This is a genomic window from Flammeovirga sp. OC4 (assembly GCF_000812565.1).
Classification (GTDB): domain Bacteria; phylum Bacteroidota; class Bacteroidia; order Cytophagales; family Flammeovirgaceae; genus Flammeovirga.
Genome location: NZ_JTAM01000030.1, coordinates 54190 through 72338, shown reverse-complemented (window position 1 = coordinate 72338; position 18149 = coordinate 54190). Strand labels below are relative to the sequence as shown.

General features: G+C 35.9%; 10 protein-coding genes. 7 read left to right on the top strand and 3 right to left on the bottom strand.

Features of this window, described 5'->3' with window-relative positions:
• From PL77_RS17150 to PL77_RS17130, 5 genes are all read left to right on the top strand, one after another.
• On the top strand, positions 1-1722 hold the full coding sequence (locus PL77_RS17150; RefSeq protein ID WP_044207943.1) for a SusD/RagB family nutrient-binding outer membrane lipoprotein: 1722 nt from the start codon (positions 1-3) through the stop codon (positions 1720-1722).
• 13 nt (positions 1723-1735) lie between these two features.
• Positions 1736-2797, top strand: coding sequence for a glycoside hydrolase family 99-like domain-containing protein (locus PL77_RS17145; protein ID WP_172665887.1), 1062 nt, complete (start codon positions 1736-1738; stop codon positions 2795-2797).
• Positions 2798-2862: 65 nt separating this feature from the next.
• A complete protein-coding gene (locus PL77_RS17140) occupies positions 2863-5151 on the top strand; it encodes a GH92 family glycosyl hydrolase (RefSeq protein WP_044207939.1) in 2289 nt (762 codons plus the stop codon).
• 247 nt (positions 5152-5398) lie between these two features.
• Positions 5399-7036 (top strand): sulfatase, encoded by a 1638-nt coding sequence (locus PL77_RS17135; RefSeq protein WP_044207937.1) that lies wholly within the window; start codon positions 5399-5401, stop codon positions 7034-7036.
• A 771-nt stretch (positions 7037-7807) separates the two neighbouring features.
• On the top strand, positions 7808-10423 hold the full coding sequence (locus PL77_RS17130; protein ID WP_044207935.1) for a kelch repeat-containing protein: 2616 nt from the start codon (positions 7808-7810) through the stop codon (positions 10421-10423).
• 83 nt (positions 10424-10506) lie between these two features.
• Here the strand turns inward: PL77_RS17130 and PL77_RS17125 are convergent, their stop codons facing one another.
• The 3 genes from PL77_RS17125 to PL77_RS17115 form a co-directional block, all read right to left on the bottom strand.
• Entirely contained in the window at positions 10507-11256 is a 750-nt protein-coding gene (locus tag PL77_RS17125; protein ID WP_044207932.1) for a DUF4262 domain-containing protein, read from the bottom strand.
• Between the two features lie 282 nt (positions 11257-11538).
• Positions 11539-12840, bottom strand: a complete 1302-nt coding sequence (locus tag PL77_RS17120; RefSeq protein WP_044207929.1) for an Ig-like domain-containing protein — start codon at positions 12838-12840, stop codon at positions 11539-11541.
• Positions 12841-13434: 594 nt separating this feature from the next.
• Positions 13435-15030 carry a sulfatase-like hydrolase/transferase gene (locus tag PL77_RS17115; protein ID WP_044207926.1) on the bottom strand — a complete coding sequence of 532 codons (1596 nt, stop codon included), beginning with the start codon at positions 15028-15030 and terminating at the stop codon, positions 13435-13437.
• Positions 15031-15272: 242 nt separating this feature from the next.
• Here PL77_RS17115 and PL77_RS17110 point away from each other — a divergent pair, with 242 nt between their 5' ends.
• Together PL77_RS17110 and PL77_RS17105 are read left to right on the top strand one after the other, a co-directional pair.
• The gene (locus PL77_RS17110) at positions 15273-16547 is read left to right on the top strand and encodes a glycoside hydrolase family 71/99-like protein (RefSeq protein WP_044207924.1); all 1275 of its coding nucleotides are present in this window, start codon (positions 15273-15275) and stop codon (positions 16545-16547) included.
• 60 nt (positions 16548-16607) lie between these two features.
• Complete coding sequence (locus tag PL77_RS17105) at positions 16608-17807, top strand: T9SS type A sorting domain-containing protein (RefSeq protein ID WP_044207920.1); 1200 nt, start codon at positions 16608-16610, stop codon at positions 17805-17807.
• Positions 17808-18149 lie beyond the last annotated feature (342 nt).

Genomic DNA, 18149 nt, shown 5'->3' with positions numbered 1-18149 from the left:
ATGTTAAAGAAATATATCAATATCATTATTACAAGTGCAATTCTATGGGGGTCATTGGGTTGTACGCAGGATTTTGAGGAACTGAATGTAAATCCTCACGAGTTTGAAACGGCAACACCTAACGTCTTATTTCCAGGTGTGGTTAAAAAATCATTGGACTTGGTAAAAGGTGATCCTGCCAACAAAATGTATCTGCAGTATTCTCATTATACTTCTGCTGGTGGAGGACCTTACAATACGTATTGGTTTTCAGATCCGTTGGGGTCAGGCTGGTGGGAAGATTTTTATACCAACTTGATCATGGATTTACAGTCCATCATTGATACGTATGGAGATAATGAAAAATACACCAATCAGGTTGGAATGGCTAAAATATGGAAGTGTTATCTGTCTTCAGTGATTTTAGGAACTTGGGGGCCAATGCCTTATTCAGAAGCATGGCAACAGCGTTTGACAATCGGATTTGATAGTGAAGAACAAGTATTGGAAGATATTCTTAAAACTCTTTCGGATACTTATGTAGCTATGGATACAGCAGTGGATACCATGGATGAACCGATCTTTCAAGGTGATAAAGAAAAGTGGAAAAAATTTGCCAATACGTTGTCATTGAAATTAGCGATCCGTTATCAAAATATGGGAACTAACATTACAGATTACGGTCGTTTGGCAATGGAAAGAGAAGCGGATATCATTGGTAGTGAATCTGAAGCCGTGACTGCCGCATGGGGTACGTTGGAGGAAAACTGGAACTACTTCTACCGTGAGTTCAGACATCAAAATAGTAGCAGTCAATTACAACGTTTCGGGCACGTTTTTCATACACAACTTAGAGACTTGAAAGACCCAAGAATAGAAGTGTATGCTGAAAAACCAAAATTGGATTATATCATCAGAGATACTTTAACCAATAAAGAAAACGGTAAAGTAGTGATTGAATATGCTGCTCCATATGTAAGTAAGCCAAAGTCAACTACTCCTCACGATAATTGGGGATTGACCGACCAACAAAACCCTTACAGTGGTTTAGGTGATGATAGCTATTCTGATATTGCAGAGCGTTATTACGCTCAAGATTATGAAGCAACAATCATAGGGTATGCCGAAGCTTGTTTCTTAAAAGCAGAAGCAAAACTATTACACTGGGGTGGAGCTGGATCAGCGGAAGCTTATTATAACGAAGGAATTAGAGCCTCTTTTGCACAACATGATATCACTGAAAAAGTAAATGCTTATTTAGAAAATGACGGCGTGAAGTGGGGAACAACTTCTGAAGGCGTAAGAGATTACAGAAGCATTGTAAAAGCCCAAATCTCACATGGCCCTATTCAGCAAGTCATTGTTCAACGTTGGATTGCAGGCTTTTTCCAAGGGTTTGATGGTTGGTGTCTTATCAGAAGAACAAGAGATATTTTTGATATACCACCTCATTTCAACTCAGATCAAAATGGAGTCGGACAGGCCACTAATATGCCAGAACGTATTATGTATCCCTTCAAAGAAGCAAGATTAAATACCAATGGATATAACCAAGGTGTAGCGTATTTAGAAGGTTCGGATTTCTTAAATACAAGATTGAAGCTGTCGGTACCGAAAAGCTATAAAGATTGGGGAAGTTTACAGCCGATCATGAATCAAGATGTAGTGAAATACTATTACGGTACTACCCTTGAAGAGTACGAAGCTGCAGGAGTTGATTTTAAAATTATTGATGAATTCTAAAAGATCGAATGAGATGAAAAATAGATTAAAAATAACAATGATCTGCTTGATGGCCTTCTTTGCCTTATCATGCGAGCCTGAGAATGAAACAATAGAAGAACATCCAATAAGTGCTGAAATACAGGAAATTCCAGTGACACAAGATTATTTGGTAGGGGCTTTATACCTAGCCAATAAATGGGGTTATAATCAAGAAGAAGTGCCTTTGGCCGGAGAATATGAAATTGGAAATGCAGAAGCGATGAAGCAGCATGTCGAATGGGGGGCTGCAGGTGGTGTAGATTTTTTCATGTTTAGTTTCAGAGAAGCAGGCAACTCCCAAGATATTTCTATGATAGAAGCTTTTCAAGCGAATAACGCCGAAGGGACTATGAAATTCTCACTTCGTCTAAATGTAGGTCCCTTTGATTTGGAAGCGGATAATACGTTAGAAGATCAAGGAAGAGTGGAAGATCTGATCACTATTTTTAAAGGTATGATTCCTTTCTTTGAAGATCCTAATTATCAGAAAATCGACGATAAATATTTTGTAAGTATTATTGGAGCACACAATTTTCATTGTAATGACTTACAGGAAGTGTACCGTCAGATCAGAGAAGCCATGAGTGCTGAAGGTTACGAACTCTATTTACTCGGTGAACAAGGAAACGGATGGGTACCACCGGCACGTTTTGAGATGTTTTATGAAAATGCTTTAGATGCTGTATCTTTCACTACCATGTTCAATGACAACTATTACGACCGATATTCTTCTTTTCCACAGTACCTTGATTTACACTGGGACTACAGCAAAGAGTATTATATGAACAGTGTTGGCGGTGTGGAATGGGTACCAACAGTAGCGCCTTCCTTCAACCCTCTGATAGCGAAGCCAGAAAGTACTTCTTACAGACATGTAAGGGATGAGCAAAGGTTTAAAGATGTGTTGAATGTAGCCAAAAAGAACATTGGTGCATCAAGATTGATGATCGTCAACTCTTTCAATGATTGGGAGGATGATACTCAATTGGAGCCGGCTGAAAGTTATGGAACGTCTACTTTAGATATTCTAAGACAGCAAACTAAAGTCAATTAAAAATTTTTTAAGCGAGCAGGTCTGCAAAGTGACGACAGGCCTGCTTCCAATACACAGATACAATAATGAAATTCACAAATTATTTAGTAATTGCCATGCTCCTTATTGGCTGTAAAAAGTACGATACAGGAGATAAGCAACAAGAGCTTTCGGATAAACTCTCTTATGTAGATCCGTTTGTAGGGACAGGTTATCATGGTCATACGTTTCCTGGAGCGACTACACCTAATGGTATGGTGCAATTGAGTCCAGATACACGATTTATCGGATGGGATGCTTGTGGAGGCTATCATCATTCGGATTCATCGATCATAGGTTTTTCACATACGCACCTTTCAGGAACGGGTATTGGAGATTTGGGCGATGTGTTGATCATGCCTTTTACAGGTGAACCAAAGACAAGTTACGGCTCTTCAGAAAACCCAGATGAGGGATACCGTTCTCGTTTTGATCATAATAGCGAGACAGCCACTCCAGGGTATTATTCTGTAAACCTAAAAGATTATAATATCAAGGCTGAATTAACGGCTTCTACAAGAGTCGGTTTTCATCAATATACTTACCCTGAAACAGAGCAGGCAGGGATGATTTTAGACCTTACAACAGGAATTGCCAATAATAAGATTCTTGAAAATACCATTGAAGTATTGAGTGATACGGAGATTGTTGGGGTGAAAAGTTCGAAAGGTTGGGCGAGAAAGCAACATGTTTTTTTCTATGCTAAATTCAATAAACCATTCAAACATACGATTTATGGTGACCAGAAAACAGTAGAAGGAAAGCATTACTCAGGAAAACATGGCAAGGTGGTTTTGCAGTTTGAAACTGAAGAGGCGGAGCAAGTAAAAGTAAAAGTTGGAATCAGTAGTGTAGATATTATTGGTGCTAAAAATAACTTAGAGAAAGAGGTAGATCATTGGGATTTCAATCAAGTGAAAACGGAGGCAGAAGGACAGTGGTCAGATAAAATAGCATTGATTGATGCAAATGGTAAAGATGAGGAACATATGAAAATTTTCTATTCATCTATGTACCATGCCTTCATTGCTCCTATGACTTTTTCTGACGTAGATGGAAGATACAGAACCATCGATCAGAAAATTAAGAAAGACGAACAAAATACAGCGTATACTGTCTTCTCTTTGTGGGATACTTTCAGAGCATTTCACCCTTTGATGACAATCATTCAACCTACACAAAATGAAGGCTATATTCGTTCACTATTGAAGAAATATGATGAAGGAGGGTTACTTCCGAAATGGGAGCTGATGGGGAATTATACCGGAACCATGATTGGTTATCATTCCATCCCTGTCATTGTAGATGCATACATGAAGGGAGCTAGAGATTTTGATGTTGAAAAAGCTTTCCAAGCCATGTTGGAAGCTAGTAAGTACAATGAAGAAAAGAAATTTGTACATTATGATCCAGTGGTAAAAGAGAAGATGATGCCCATGGGGAAATACTATAATCAAACCTTAGGTTATATTCCTGCAGATAAAGAAAATGAATCGGTTTCAAAAGCCTTGGAATATGCTTACAATGACTACTGCATTGCTGTAATGGCGAAGGAGTTAGGGAAAATGGACATTCATAAGAAGTATATGGAACGATCAAAAAGATACACTCAGTATTTTGATACAGAGACAGGCTTTATGAGAGGAAAATTAAGTACAGGGGGATGGAGAGAGCCTTTTGATCCAAGGTTCAGTCAGCATAGAAAAGACGACTATACAGAAGGGAATGCTTATCAATGGAGCTGGTTTGTACCACATGATGTTGATGGTTTGAAGACCCTGTTGGGAGGACCTTCTCATTTTGAAGAGAAATTGGATTCTTTATTTACAACAAGTTCACAATTGTCAGGCGAGCATGCAAGTGCAGATATAACGGGTATGGTAGGTCAATATGCACACGGCAACGAGCCAAGTCACCATATTGCTTATATGTACAACTACATTAATGTACCTCACAAAACGCAATATATGGCGGATTATCTTTTACAAAATCATTACTCTGCCACTCCAGAAGGTATTATTGGTAATGAAGATTGTGGTCAAATGTCAGCTTGGTATATCTTAAGCAGTATTGGTTTTTATCCAGTTTGTCCAAGTGAAACAACCTATGCGATTGGTCGTCCGATTTTTGATGATGTGAGTATTCAATTGGAAAATGGTAAAACATTTACTGTAAAAACAATTAATAATAGCATTGAGAATAAATATATCAAGAAAATCACTTTGGATGGTGTAGATTTGAAGAAACCATTTATTGACCATAGTGATATTATAGAAGGCAAAACATTGGAAGTGACAATGACCGATGAGCCTGTTCTTGAGAATATTTTTATGTAAAAGAGATATGTGCTAGGGAAGAAGAAAAGGGACAAAATATCGTGCACCATGACTGAAGTCATGGGCTGGTGATACTGACTCCGACAATACTGAAGTGTTGACTCCGTTTTCAACCTTCAAGACTTTGTCTTGGTTAGGTTGTTGTATCACCTGCCCATAGTTTTAACTATGGTGCGCGAAACATCTTCCTAGTACTTATTAATAAAAAAACAGCCTAATTCCAATTCTAAAAAAAATTTTAAAAGAGATGAAATACCAAAATATTGCATTATTACTTTTCACTTTTATCGGTATTAGTTGTGCCAATCAGGTAACGCAAAAACAGGAACAAGCCGAAAAGAAAAGACCGAACATACTTTTCATTATGTCAGATGATCATGCTTACCAAGCCATCAGTGCATATTCAGATAAATTGATCAAGACACCCAACATTGACCGTATTGCCAATGAAGGTATTCGCTTTGACAATGCTTGTGTAACTAACTCTATTTGTGCACCTTCAAGAGCAGTGATATTGACAGGTAAACACTCTCACATCAACGGAAAAACAGATAATTACTTTCCATTTGATACCACTAATGTCACTTTCCCTCAAATTATGCAAGAGGCAGGGTATCAAACGGCGATGTTTGGTAAACTGCACTTTGGAAATGGTCCGAAAGGTTTTGATGAGTACCAAATTTTACCAGGACAAGGCCATTATTATAACCCTACTTTTATTACCAAAAAGAAAGGAAAAGTAACGTACCCAGGTTACGTAACGGACATTACAACTGATCTGACTTTGAATTGGTTAAAGAACGAACGAAAAGAGGATAAGCCTTTTATGTTGATGTACTTACACAAAGCACCACATAGAGAATGGTTGCCGGCTGAAAGACATTATAAAGAGTATACAAAGAAAACGTTCCCTGAGCCAGAGACGTTATTCGATGATTACAAAGGTAGAGGTACAGCGGCACATACTGCTGAGATGAACATTTTGGATCATATGAACTGGGCAGGAGATTCAAAACTTTATCCTGAAACAATGGAAAAGTTGGGTATACCACAAGGTTCTCACTGGGATTACGACGCTTTCAAAAAAGAGAGAAGTCGTATGACTGAGGAACAAAAGAAAGCATGGGATGCAAGTTATGGACCCATCAATGAAGAGTTTGCAAAGAAATATGCCTCTATGGACCGAGAAGCGTTGATGAAGTGGAGATACCAACGTTATATGCAAGATTACCTTGGAACGATTGAGTCGGTAGATGAAAACGTAGGTCGTGTACTAGATTATTTAGACGAGACAGGTTTAGCAGAAAATACATTAGTCGTTTATACTTCAGATCAAGGTTTCTATTTAGGAGAACACGGTTGGTTTGATAAACGTTTTGCTTACAATGAGTCTTTCAAAACACCACTTTTAATGCGTTGGCCCAATGAAATCAAGCCAGGAATTACGAATGAGGAAATGGTACAAAACCTCGATTTTGCTCAAACCTTCTTGGAAGCAGCGGGTATCCAAGTGCCTACAGATATGCAAGGAGAAAGTCTTATGCCTTTACTTACTGACAATGGTGCTGCGTGGGATAGAGATGCTGTCTATTACCATTATTATGAATACCCTTCTATTCATATGGTAAAGAGACATTATGCGATTATCACAAAAGAGTACAAATTAATTCACTTCTACTATGATGTGGACGAGTGGGAATTATACGATAGAAAAAATGATCCAATGGAATTAAATAACGTATATGACGACCCGAAATATGCTGATACAATTAAGACATTGAAGGAAGATCTTGCAGCTTTGAGGGTACAATACAAAGATGGGTCAGAAATCGATCAAAAGTTATTGAATAAGTATTTGAATTCGAAAGCCGCATTGCAAAGGTAGTCGTTAAAACGTGTACCATAGTTAAAATTATGGGCAGGTGATAATCCAATTTTATCAAGATTAAATATCTAGTAAACGAAGTTTTTGAATATTTATAGTGTTTAGAAATCGGGAGATTTCTGATGATCTGTAGGACACGAATGACGCTCTCGCTTAACATTCGCGCCAGTGAACTTTCTACCATTTTAGTTTGGTAGTACTCTCCCCTGCCTTGAAGGGAAAAGCGTTAAGAATTTCATCACTACCTTCTAAAGTGTAGTTCTGTAGGGACGTTGCATTGCAACGTCCTCGCGAACCATCATACACAACCATTTATCCTTCATGAAAAGGAATTCCATAAATAATGAAAACTTATTTTACAAAGTATGAAGTCTTGAAGGTTAGTTATGTAAGCAACTTCTGTATTGGTGAAGTAAACATTACCTACTCATAACTTTAGCCATAGTGCATGATATCTTGTTTTAGTACTTAAAACCTGCATTACCTTTATTTTTCTTACATGAAAGGCAATGCAGGTTAGCAAATATTATGAAATTTAGGTTATATTTGAAGAAGCCGTTATTGAGTCAGTACATTTTATGAAGGAATTAAATCTGAACTATTTTTTTGTTGAAAGGAAGTTATACTGACCAATGGATTTATTACTTATTTTTTTATCAAAGTATTAAGTTAAAATAGAATTGATCATTAATTCTTTTTTGTTGAAAAATACTAATTGGAATTAGTACGAAATGATGTTTGTCTTTGTACTTATTAAGCTGATTACGAGTTATGAGAAAATCTTTATTCTCTTTACTATTGCTTTTTATCATCTCATTTCAATCTACATTTGCCCAACCCATAGGTTTACAATTTGGTAGTCACGAAACTCAAATGGACCAACGTACAGGTTTAAAGTTGATGGATGGGAAAAAGTTAAATGTAAATGATGAATTGGAATTGACCGTTGATGTATATTTCAATCGTTCCCCTAAGCACTACTTCGGGTATATCCTAAGAATGATTGATGATAATCACCGTAACCTAGATATTGTTTATAACTACAAATCGGATCGTTTTAATGATTTTAGTATCATCTATGATCATCAATTGACGCCCATTAAGTTCAACTTTGAAGATCGCAGAAATGCCATGAACAAATGGAGGAAGTTGAAGCTGAAAATAGACCTAAAAAATAATTTAATTGCTTTAAGCCTAAACGACAGAACCTACGATTACAAATTTAAAGGTGAAATTCCACCCATAAAAGGTCTGAAATTTTACTTTGGGGCCAACTACAATCCGTATTTTAAAGTACATGATGTACCGCCTATGATTATGAAAAACCTTCGTATTAAGGCGGACCACCACACATATGAATGGCCGTTAGATGAAAAAGAAGGCAACATAGCACATTGTAAAACAGATCCTTCTTTTGATGGTAAAGTAATTCATCCTATTTGGATCAAAGCCACGCACTCTAATTGGGAATTAACCATGGCAGAAAAAATTCAAGGAGGCTTATATTGTTATTTGAAAGAACATTCTGCTTTGTTATATGTACAAGATAATGTGCTTTACAAAAGAAATTTTCAATCAGGAGAAACGGTACGATTGGGTGATCTCACTCTTGATTTGAAACCTGATGTTAGAACCAGAATGATTAAAAAAGGAAATAAACTCATCATTTATAACCTTAAAAAAGATGTTGTGTACACTTATGATCTCATTACTAAAGTAGTCCAAAAAGAGAACATTGATTATCCAATTAGTAAAACGGCTACGCATCATGCTCAGTGGATTTCAGATAACGGTGCTAATATGTTCATTTTTGGAGGGTATGGAAACCATGAGTTTAGTAATAAGTTTGTCAAATATAATTTTAATAAAAAAGTATTTACACCTATTGAAATAAATGGAGATGTGATCACTCCAAGATATTATACAGGAGTAGGTAAAGCGGGGAAAGGACATGTTTATCTTTTGGGGGGTTATGGAAGTGTGACCGGACAACAGATTATCAATCCACAAAACTTCTACGACCTTTATGATTTCAATGAAAATACAAATGAATTAAAGAAAATATTGACATGGGAAACGCCTCCCAATTCCTATGTTTCTTCGAGATCAGTTGTAGTGGATACCCAAAATCAAGAACTGTTTGCATTGACATTTGACAACCATAAATTCGTCAATGAACTAACGCTTAGAAATTATGATTTAAAGTCTGGAAAAATGAAGGCTTTCCCAAAAGTTATTCCTTTTCAGTTTAATGATACTAAAGTAGTGGTGGATCTTCAGTTTGATACCAAGTACAAAAAACTTCATGTGATCTTAATCGAAAAAGTAGGGAAAGAGTCACAGTTTAAGGTTTATTCTTTAAATCTAATGGGTGGTTTTTATATTCCTGAAGTCGAGGAAGTTACAGCTGACTCATCAGAGGAGACGCCATGGGAGTTACTGCTTATTGTAGTAGCATTAATTCTTGTAGTTGGGGGAGTTGTGATCTGGAAGAGAACGAAAAAACAATCCGTCGAAGTAGAGCCTACCGTTAGTACCGAAGAAGTTAAGCCTACAATTACACCTCCAGCCGCAAATAAAGAGAAAGAAAAAGTAGAAGAAGCTATTCCTGTAGTTGAAGTGAAAAAGCCGGAGGTAGTGAAAGTGGTGAAAGTGAAAAAGTCAACGATCAATTTCTTTGGAGGCTTTAGAATTTTTGACAGTGAAGGCAAAGATATTTCCAATGAATTTACTCCGCTGATCAAACAACTCTTTATATTGATTACCATATCACAATACATCAATGGGCGAGGAGTTTCAGCCGATAAAATGATCAACCTGTTTTGGTACGATATGCCTCTGAGTAAAGCGAGGAATAACCGAGGCGTGAACCTTACCAAGCTACGTAGACTTTGTAAAACAATTGGAGAAGTGAAGTTTCTGAAAGATGCAGATTTCTGGAAGCTGGAAATCGGTGATGACGTTCACATTCCGTTCTTTGATTTGAAAGACCTTCTTGAAAGTCCGCAGACCAAAGAAAACCTGATGAGTATTCTTGAAATTTTGGATACAGGTAAACTGCTTTTAGGAACGGATTATGAATGGATGGAAGAAATGAAGGCGGAAATTGTCAATCATTTAATTGAAACTTTATACGGTTATCTGACTTCCTCAGAAGTGAAACTTTCCAATCAGGAAAAACTAAAGATAAGCGACACTATTTTACAATATGACCATATCCATGAAGAAGCCACATTGATCAAATGTCAGCTGCTTTCTTCACAAGGTATGCATAGCGTAGCCAAAGATATTTTCAATAAGTTCAAAGATGAGTATGAATCCATCTACGATGAGAAATTTGATATGCAATACAACGAGTTTCTAAGGGAAATGGGGAGTACTTATTAGTAAGAGAAACACATTGTATAAACTAAGTTTACGGCGTATTAAAAAAGGCACAAATTGGTAAGATTTGTGCCTTTTTTAATGGGTTATTCGTCTTCATAGTCAGCAAACTCCCAAGGGGAGTTAATGTCTTTTCTGATGGCACTTTGGCCATAGCTTAAAATATGGACATCATTCAGACTTTGATCTTCTTTGACGAGCCTGCCAAGCTTGATTATTTTTACATTCTCAAAATCAGGGTGTTCTTCACTATGAAACTCCCAATCACCATCATGAGTGTGGTATACCCACAAAATTGGGTTGCCCTCCAGGGTGTTTTTGGTAGTGTAAACTGCGAGTTCATTTTCTTCAAAGAATTTGAAACCTGAATTTCTATCTAATAATGGTTGATTGAACTTCCAGTTTTTATCAAATTTCTGATCCCATGGAAATTTACCTTTCTGATCTGTCCAAACCATTTGGAGAACAGGGAAGTTGGAAGAATTTTCGTAGAAGTAGCTTACATAATCCAAATAATTGAAATAGTTTTCTTTAGCCACTTCTACAAACTGAACTGGATATTTACTCAGAATATCATCATAGTTTTTGCCTGTTGAAAAAATATTTTTCTTTTGTACTTTTTCACAGATAGTATTCAAGGCCACCTGCATTATTTCTTGTGGTAAACCGAAAATAATGATTTCAGGGTGATTGTATGTTTTATATAACCCGATACTAAAAGCAAAAGCAGGTAGGTACTCATCACCGTCAATGACCCCCAGATGAAAACCATGCTCCTTTATATTTTTACGAATTAAATTTTCAGTATCTATATCTATAAAATTATCTATTTTCATTATGCTATGATTTAATGTGGGATCAAATGTAAGTACTTAGCCAATAATAAGTACTAAGTCAAAAATAAATCATATTTAATTCTAATTTATTTTTTGTGAGTACAACGTTAAAAAACGTATGAATAGTGGTTCTATTGAAAGTTTTTTGAAGGAAGTAATCGCAAAACAATAAATAGAATTAGTATTAGATAATTTTGTCTTGGTACTTATATAGAGAAAGCATAACAAAAAAATACAAATAGGGAAGAGGTTCAATGTAACCTCTCCCCTACATCAACTATTTTATGGTACCAATTGAATACTTACAGCACCTCCTCTTACGGAGAAAGAGTTGTCATAAAACTGATCCTCATGCGTGAGGTACAACATGGTCATATCATCACTGAGGTTACCATTATCCTTATAACCATAATTGAGGTTTGAATTGGTAGATGCTTTACCGTTGTCAGTAGCGATGACAACCAAGAACGGCCCCATTTCTTCCTGATGATCAATACTTGCTTTTGTATTGAAAAACTGTAAATTTTGAGTTGTACCGGTATTTATCAATCCGTCATAAGTGAGGATGCTTAATGTGGCAGAGGCGTTTTTAGTATCAATCTGTCCAAGGTTATTTTGATTGTCAGCAGTGACTTGACGTACCCACACCTCAGCACTTTTATCATCATCACCTCCATAGCCCACTTTGGTCCAACCACCACCTTCTACCTGTGATTCCTTTTCATAACTCCCGGCAGGAGGATTTCCATGACTGGCAGAGAGCATCAGAAACTCGGTGGTTCCAATGGTGCTATTATAAAAAATGATATCCTGATTACCGCTCATTCTTACGTAAGGAAGTAAAGACAGGTGAAAATCTTCCCATATCACCTCTTTAGTTTGTGCTTCCACTTTTACTATTTCAATTGTAATGGCTTCACTGGAAGTCACATTCTCTTTTTCATCTTTCATTTTCAATACAATGCTGTGTGTACCTTCTTCAAGATGATTAATGGTAAAATCATATGGCGCTTCTTTATTGATATCATAGTAAAGCCCATCAATCCAGAGTCTTACATTTTTTACACCATCATCATCGGTGTTTGTAGATGTGATCAGTATATCATCTCCTTCTACAAAAGTATCACCGTTGGCAATTGAAGTAATAATTGTTGTACCAGGAGCATTGTATTCTATGATATTGATTGTCAACTCTTCGCTATCATATTTTACTCCGTCAGCACCATTGGCTCGCATCATTAGTACGTGTTCTCCTAGTGGTAAACCGGATACATCAAATGAATAAGGAGCTTCCTTATCTACATCATAGAAAGTACCGTCGATCCAAAGCCTACAAGCCACTAAATCAACGGTTTCATCGGTAATCCCTTCCACTGTAAAGGTTGTACCAAGCATAAATTCATCCCCTTCAGTTGGGGTTTGAATCAAAACGACTTCACCTTCAAGTAAGGTCGTTCTGGCTGAAGAACTGATCTCAAGTTCTTCCGTTATTACGTTCTCTTCAGGAAGAAAACCTTGAGTACAGGCACTAAAAAGTAGCCCACTAGTCATAAGTAATACTACTGGTAGTTGTCTAAAGTTCATATCATACTTGTTTTAAAATAAAAAAAATAAAAGTTGTTTTTAGGATAATTGAATGCGTCTTTAGTCTGCTCAAAAGGGGGGGGAAGTACTTATATCATAGAAAAAAGAGGAAATGGATATTTTGTTTAGTTAGTTGTAAACTAATTTGTCGTTGATTTATATAATTGCTTTTTTTGAGGGAAATGATGCTGTATTGTGGTTCGCAAGGACGTTTTACTAAAACGTCCCTGCAGAACTGCATTTTAGAAGGTTATAATAAAACCTTTGTCTTTTGACATGTAATCAGACCATCATTTAGTAGTATCTCCCTCGGCCTTGAAGGGAAAAGCGTTCAGAATTCCATGTATTGAGCCGTTAAAAATGATTTTGTTGTTTGAGCGCAGCGAGTTTAAAATCATTTAGGCGAGAGAAATGGAATTTAGCTTTTGACTTCAAAGCCTTGAATTTTTTGCTTCGTTTTTGTTTCAAGACAAAAATGAAGAAGAAGGAAGTTTGAAAGTTAATCCTGTAAATGCTTGCAGAAAGGCCGATTGAAAGTAAACGATAAATTAGTTTAGAATGCATTGAACACTTATTTCAATCATCATCGATAGGTTAAATATTCTTGACCAACACACGGTTTTTCACACCATCATAAAACTTGGAGTTATTCTTTTTCAGCCATTCCAATAGAGCAGACCTTAATTCCTCAGCCTTCTCAGTGTATTGTTCTTGATTAGGGTTTTTACCTAAGAGGTTATTCATTTCGTGTGGATCTTCATTCATATTATAGAGGACATTGATCACTTTAGATTCTACAGAATAAGGAATCATAAGTTTCCAACCGTCTTTTACAATCATATAGTTTGGAGAAACATCCCCACGATAATTCCATTCAGTAACAACATAATCACCGTATTCCTCTTCCTTACCTTCGATCATATTACGTAGGCTTTTTCCATCAGCAGAAGGAGCATCAACGTCCATATAATCAAGTATAGTGGAGAAAATATCGATATGTGATACATAGCCATCAACTGTAGAGTTGGGCTTGATTTGAGTAGGAAGTTTCATTAATAATGGAATATGAGCAGATTCTTCATAGAATACATTTTTCTCTCTCAAACCATGTGCTCCTAACATTTCCCCATGGTCACTTGTGAAGACAATAAGAGTGTTTTCTGTCAATCCTAGTTCATCAATTTTATCGATAATCTGCCCAATCCAATAATCTACTTCCGTAATCAAACCATAGTAATTTGAGATCATATATTTGATTTTTTCAGGATCAGAATATTCTTTCAGTTTTTTACGTCCATTTGCATTGGCATAGGGAGAGTTTTTCATTTCATCATTGATACTTTCAGGAGGCGTCATATCCTCTGGCTTATACATGCTATAGAAAGGCTCAGGGACAATCATAGGAGCATGTGGATAATGGAAAGAACAAGTAATACTGAAAGGTTTCTTCTTTAATCTTTCAATGGCATCGATGGTTTGTTGAGCCTGGAAAGCCGTCATGGTATATTCTTTAGGGATATTTAAACGTCCATGAAAGTTAGGTTGTGATTTTTTGATGTTTTTTACATCCTTATATTCTTGTCCGAAGAAAGTATCGATGGGATCAGGAGTATACGGTCTTTTCGTAAAACGGTCAATGTGTTCACCATTTTCCAACGCTCTTTTCTTTAAACTCTCATTCAACCAATCTTGATAGAAAAAGCTTTGTCCACCATGATCAAAAGCATACTTTCCATTTCTAGCATATTTTTCTGGATTGCTATATACTTTAGCTTTGTTGGCCATTGCGTGCCATTTACCATAATATTCACACGTATACCCTTCTTCTTTTAGAAGCTCATCAAAAGTAGGGTGTTGCATTACCTTTTCTTTAGTATAATAATAGGTTTTATCATTATTATTTACCCCAGTATTTTCAACTGTTCTACCAGTAAGGATAGAAGAACGGGCAGGGCCACATACGGCACAAGCAGAATAGGCATTGACAAAATAGGCTCCATCTTTTCCTAGTCTATCCAAGTTTGGAGTTTTCAATACTTTATTACCTGCCAAACCCAATGCTTTATATTGCTGTTGGTCTGTTATAATAAAAACAAGGTTGGTTTTTTTCTTTTTCTTTGGCGGTTCATTTCCAAAACTTATACTCGTAGCAACGAATAATAGTAATAAAGCTATAATTATATTTTTCATTTCACTAAATTAAATAAGTGATAGTCTGATTAAAATTTTACCTAAAAGTAGCAGTGATCATTAATAGACTCTTAATAATGGGCTAATGGTCAAAATCGGCTTGATCGGCTCTCATTTTACAAAAAAAGTGCATTAACATCCAAATAATTAATGTGTCATTAATCTATTATTTGAGTGTAAAACTACTTTTACATTATCAAATCTGACACACTGTTGAACTAATTTTTTAATATAGAATTGAAATGAAATTAAAAAAGATATATTCAATAGTATTAGTAGCATCAATAAGTTTACTAATGTTATTGGCCTTCAAAAAGAAGAAAGAAAAAATAAATTACCCTTCCTATAAAGGGTTAGTGATGTGTGGTTATCAAGGCTGGTTTAGAACCCCTAACGATGGGGGTTCTAGAGGCTGGGTACATTACGGTTACAAAGGTTTTGATCCTAACAATGTATCTGTTGACTTATGGCCTGATATGTCTGAATACAAGAAGACGTATAAAACCCCTTTTAAAAATCAAGATGGTTCTTTAGCAAATGTATTTAGCTCATTGGACGCATCGACTATAGATACACATTTCAGATGGATGAAAGAATATGGTATTGATGGCGTATTTATGCAACGTTTTTACAATAATTCTAAAAGCGGACCTCGCAGAGAAGAAGCAACTTCTATTTTGAAAAAGGCCTTCAAATCAGCCAAGAAGTACAATAGAGCTATTGCGGTGATGTATGACTTGTCGGGGTTAAAAAAAGAGGAAAGCTGTTATGAAACATTAGTGAGTGATTGGAAACAGTTGGTTGATGAAATCCATTTTAATAAAGGAATAAACAAAGAGAATTATTTACATCATAACGGTAAACCGTTAGTAGCAATATGGGGTGTGGGTTTTCAAGAGCGTCCTTATACAGCGAAGAGTAGTGAAGTAGAGCGTTTTATGGACTTTGTAAAAAATGATCCGAAATACGGTAATTTCTCTATAATGCTAGGAGTTCCTACACGTTTTAGAACACTTACCAAAGACAGTGAACCTGACCCTTATCTACATGAAATCATCAAACAAGCTGATATTGTACAACCGTGGTTGGTAGGTAGATATAAAATGCCTGATTTGGAAAATGATAATGTATATAGAAAACAGATTGCGGATGATCTAGCATGGTGTAAGGAGAATAATTTGGATTATGTACCAACGATCTACCCAGGGTTTAGCTGGTATAATTTAAAGAGAATGAAGGGGCAAGGCAATGAACAAAATGCGAATTTAAATGCGATACCTAGATTAAAGGGAGCTTTTTTCAGTAAGCAAATAGACGTTACGATAGAGGAGGGTGTAGATATGCTTTATGTAGCCATGTTTGATGAAATAGATGAAGGTACAGCCATATTCAAAGTAACAAATACACCTCCTGTCAATGGAACGTTTTCAGATTATGAAGGATTACCTTCCGATCATTATTTAAAACTGACAGGGCAAGCAGGAAAGAGGCTAAGAGAGAAGAAGACCATGAAGTAAAGCATAAGGTTTTTTAGAATTAAAAATACGAACATCAAAGCGACCATATCAGACTATTCTATGTACAAGATTTTATTATTAAAACTACTGTTATTGAGTTCAATATCACTTTTTGCTCAATATCCTAATTATAGTATTGAATATGATTCCAACATTATAGAAACGCCGGTTTATGAAGCAACTCTTTTGCAGGAAATGAGTGGCATCTGTCCATCGAGACGTTATCCTGGTCATTTTTGGGTGCACAATGATTCTGGAGATGACCCCATGATTTATTTGTTAGATACCTTAGGAAATTTGGTGACTTACGGATCAATCAATGGAGTAAATAACAAAGATTGGGAAGACATTGTTTCTTTTGAAAAAGATGGGAAATACTATTTAATGATTGGTGCTTTTGGTGATAATAACACAAAAAGGACACAGTATCAATTGGTATTAATAGAAGAACCAGAAATAGACCTTTCTACCAAAGAATGGAATCATGATATAATTTATGAAATCAAATATGCCTATCAAGGTGGATCACAATCATATAATCACGAATCCCTTGCAGTAGATTTAGATAATGATCAAATTTTTGTAATCACAAAGCGAGGAAGTGCTAAGAATACAACGATTTTTTCAATGCCACTTTCTCTTACTCCCACTTCAACAGTACACGAACCTGTTGAAATAGGTAGGGCAGACATTGATGCCGCTACAGGAATGGACATTTCTGATGATAATCATCGGGCGATCATAATTAGTGTAGAAGATCTAATAGAGTATACAAGATATGAAGGGGAAACATGGAGTGATGCTTTTTCGAGAGTACCCCGAAGAATAGTACGACCAAGCACAGGTAGAACGGAGGCAGTTTGTTATAATCTGGATGGCAAAACCATTCATATTGTTCGAGAAGGTACAAACCATCCCATGTTTATTATTCCTGTATTAAAAATTGTAGAAATCAAAGACGATGACGATGAAAATAAGGACGAAGATAAAGATGAAAATGTCACATCACTTCAAGCCGAATTTCAGAAAAGACTGCAATTTTACCCTAACCCTTCTCAAGGTGTCGTAAATATCGAATATATTGGGGGTGTCATTGATCAGATCTTCATTTTTAATCTTGAGGGAAAACTGATTCGAACCTATACTGATATGAATCAATCCAAAGTAACATTAAATAAAACCTCTTTATCTAAAGGAATTTATATGATTTCTCTGAAGGTAAAAGAGGGGATAATAAAGAAAAAATTGATGATGAATTAATTTGTAATTGTTGTGTGACCCTACTATAAATTTATAGAGAAGTATCATTCCTTTTCTATATCATAGCTTTTTACATTCACATTAGTAATCAGTGACTACTTACTTTTCAACAGAAATTTCAAACACAGTTCTTACTTAGTAGGAACTGTGTTTTTTTATGCGTTAATCAACGGTTTGGGTGTAATTATTCATCTTTGTAGACGTATTTTTTGATATAATGAAATCAGACTATTGCTTTTATTCTTGCATAGTTTCACCTTGGCATTGCATTGAAAAAAAATCATAGTGCTACTTCATGAAATACTTTAATGTAAGAATATTTTTTCTCAAGAATATCTGAAA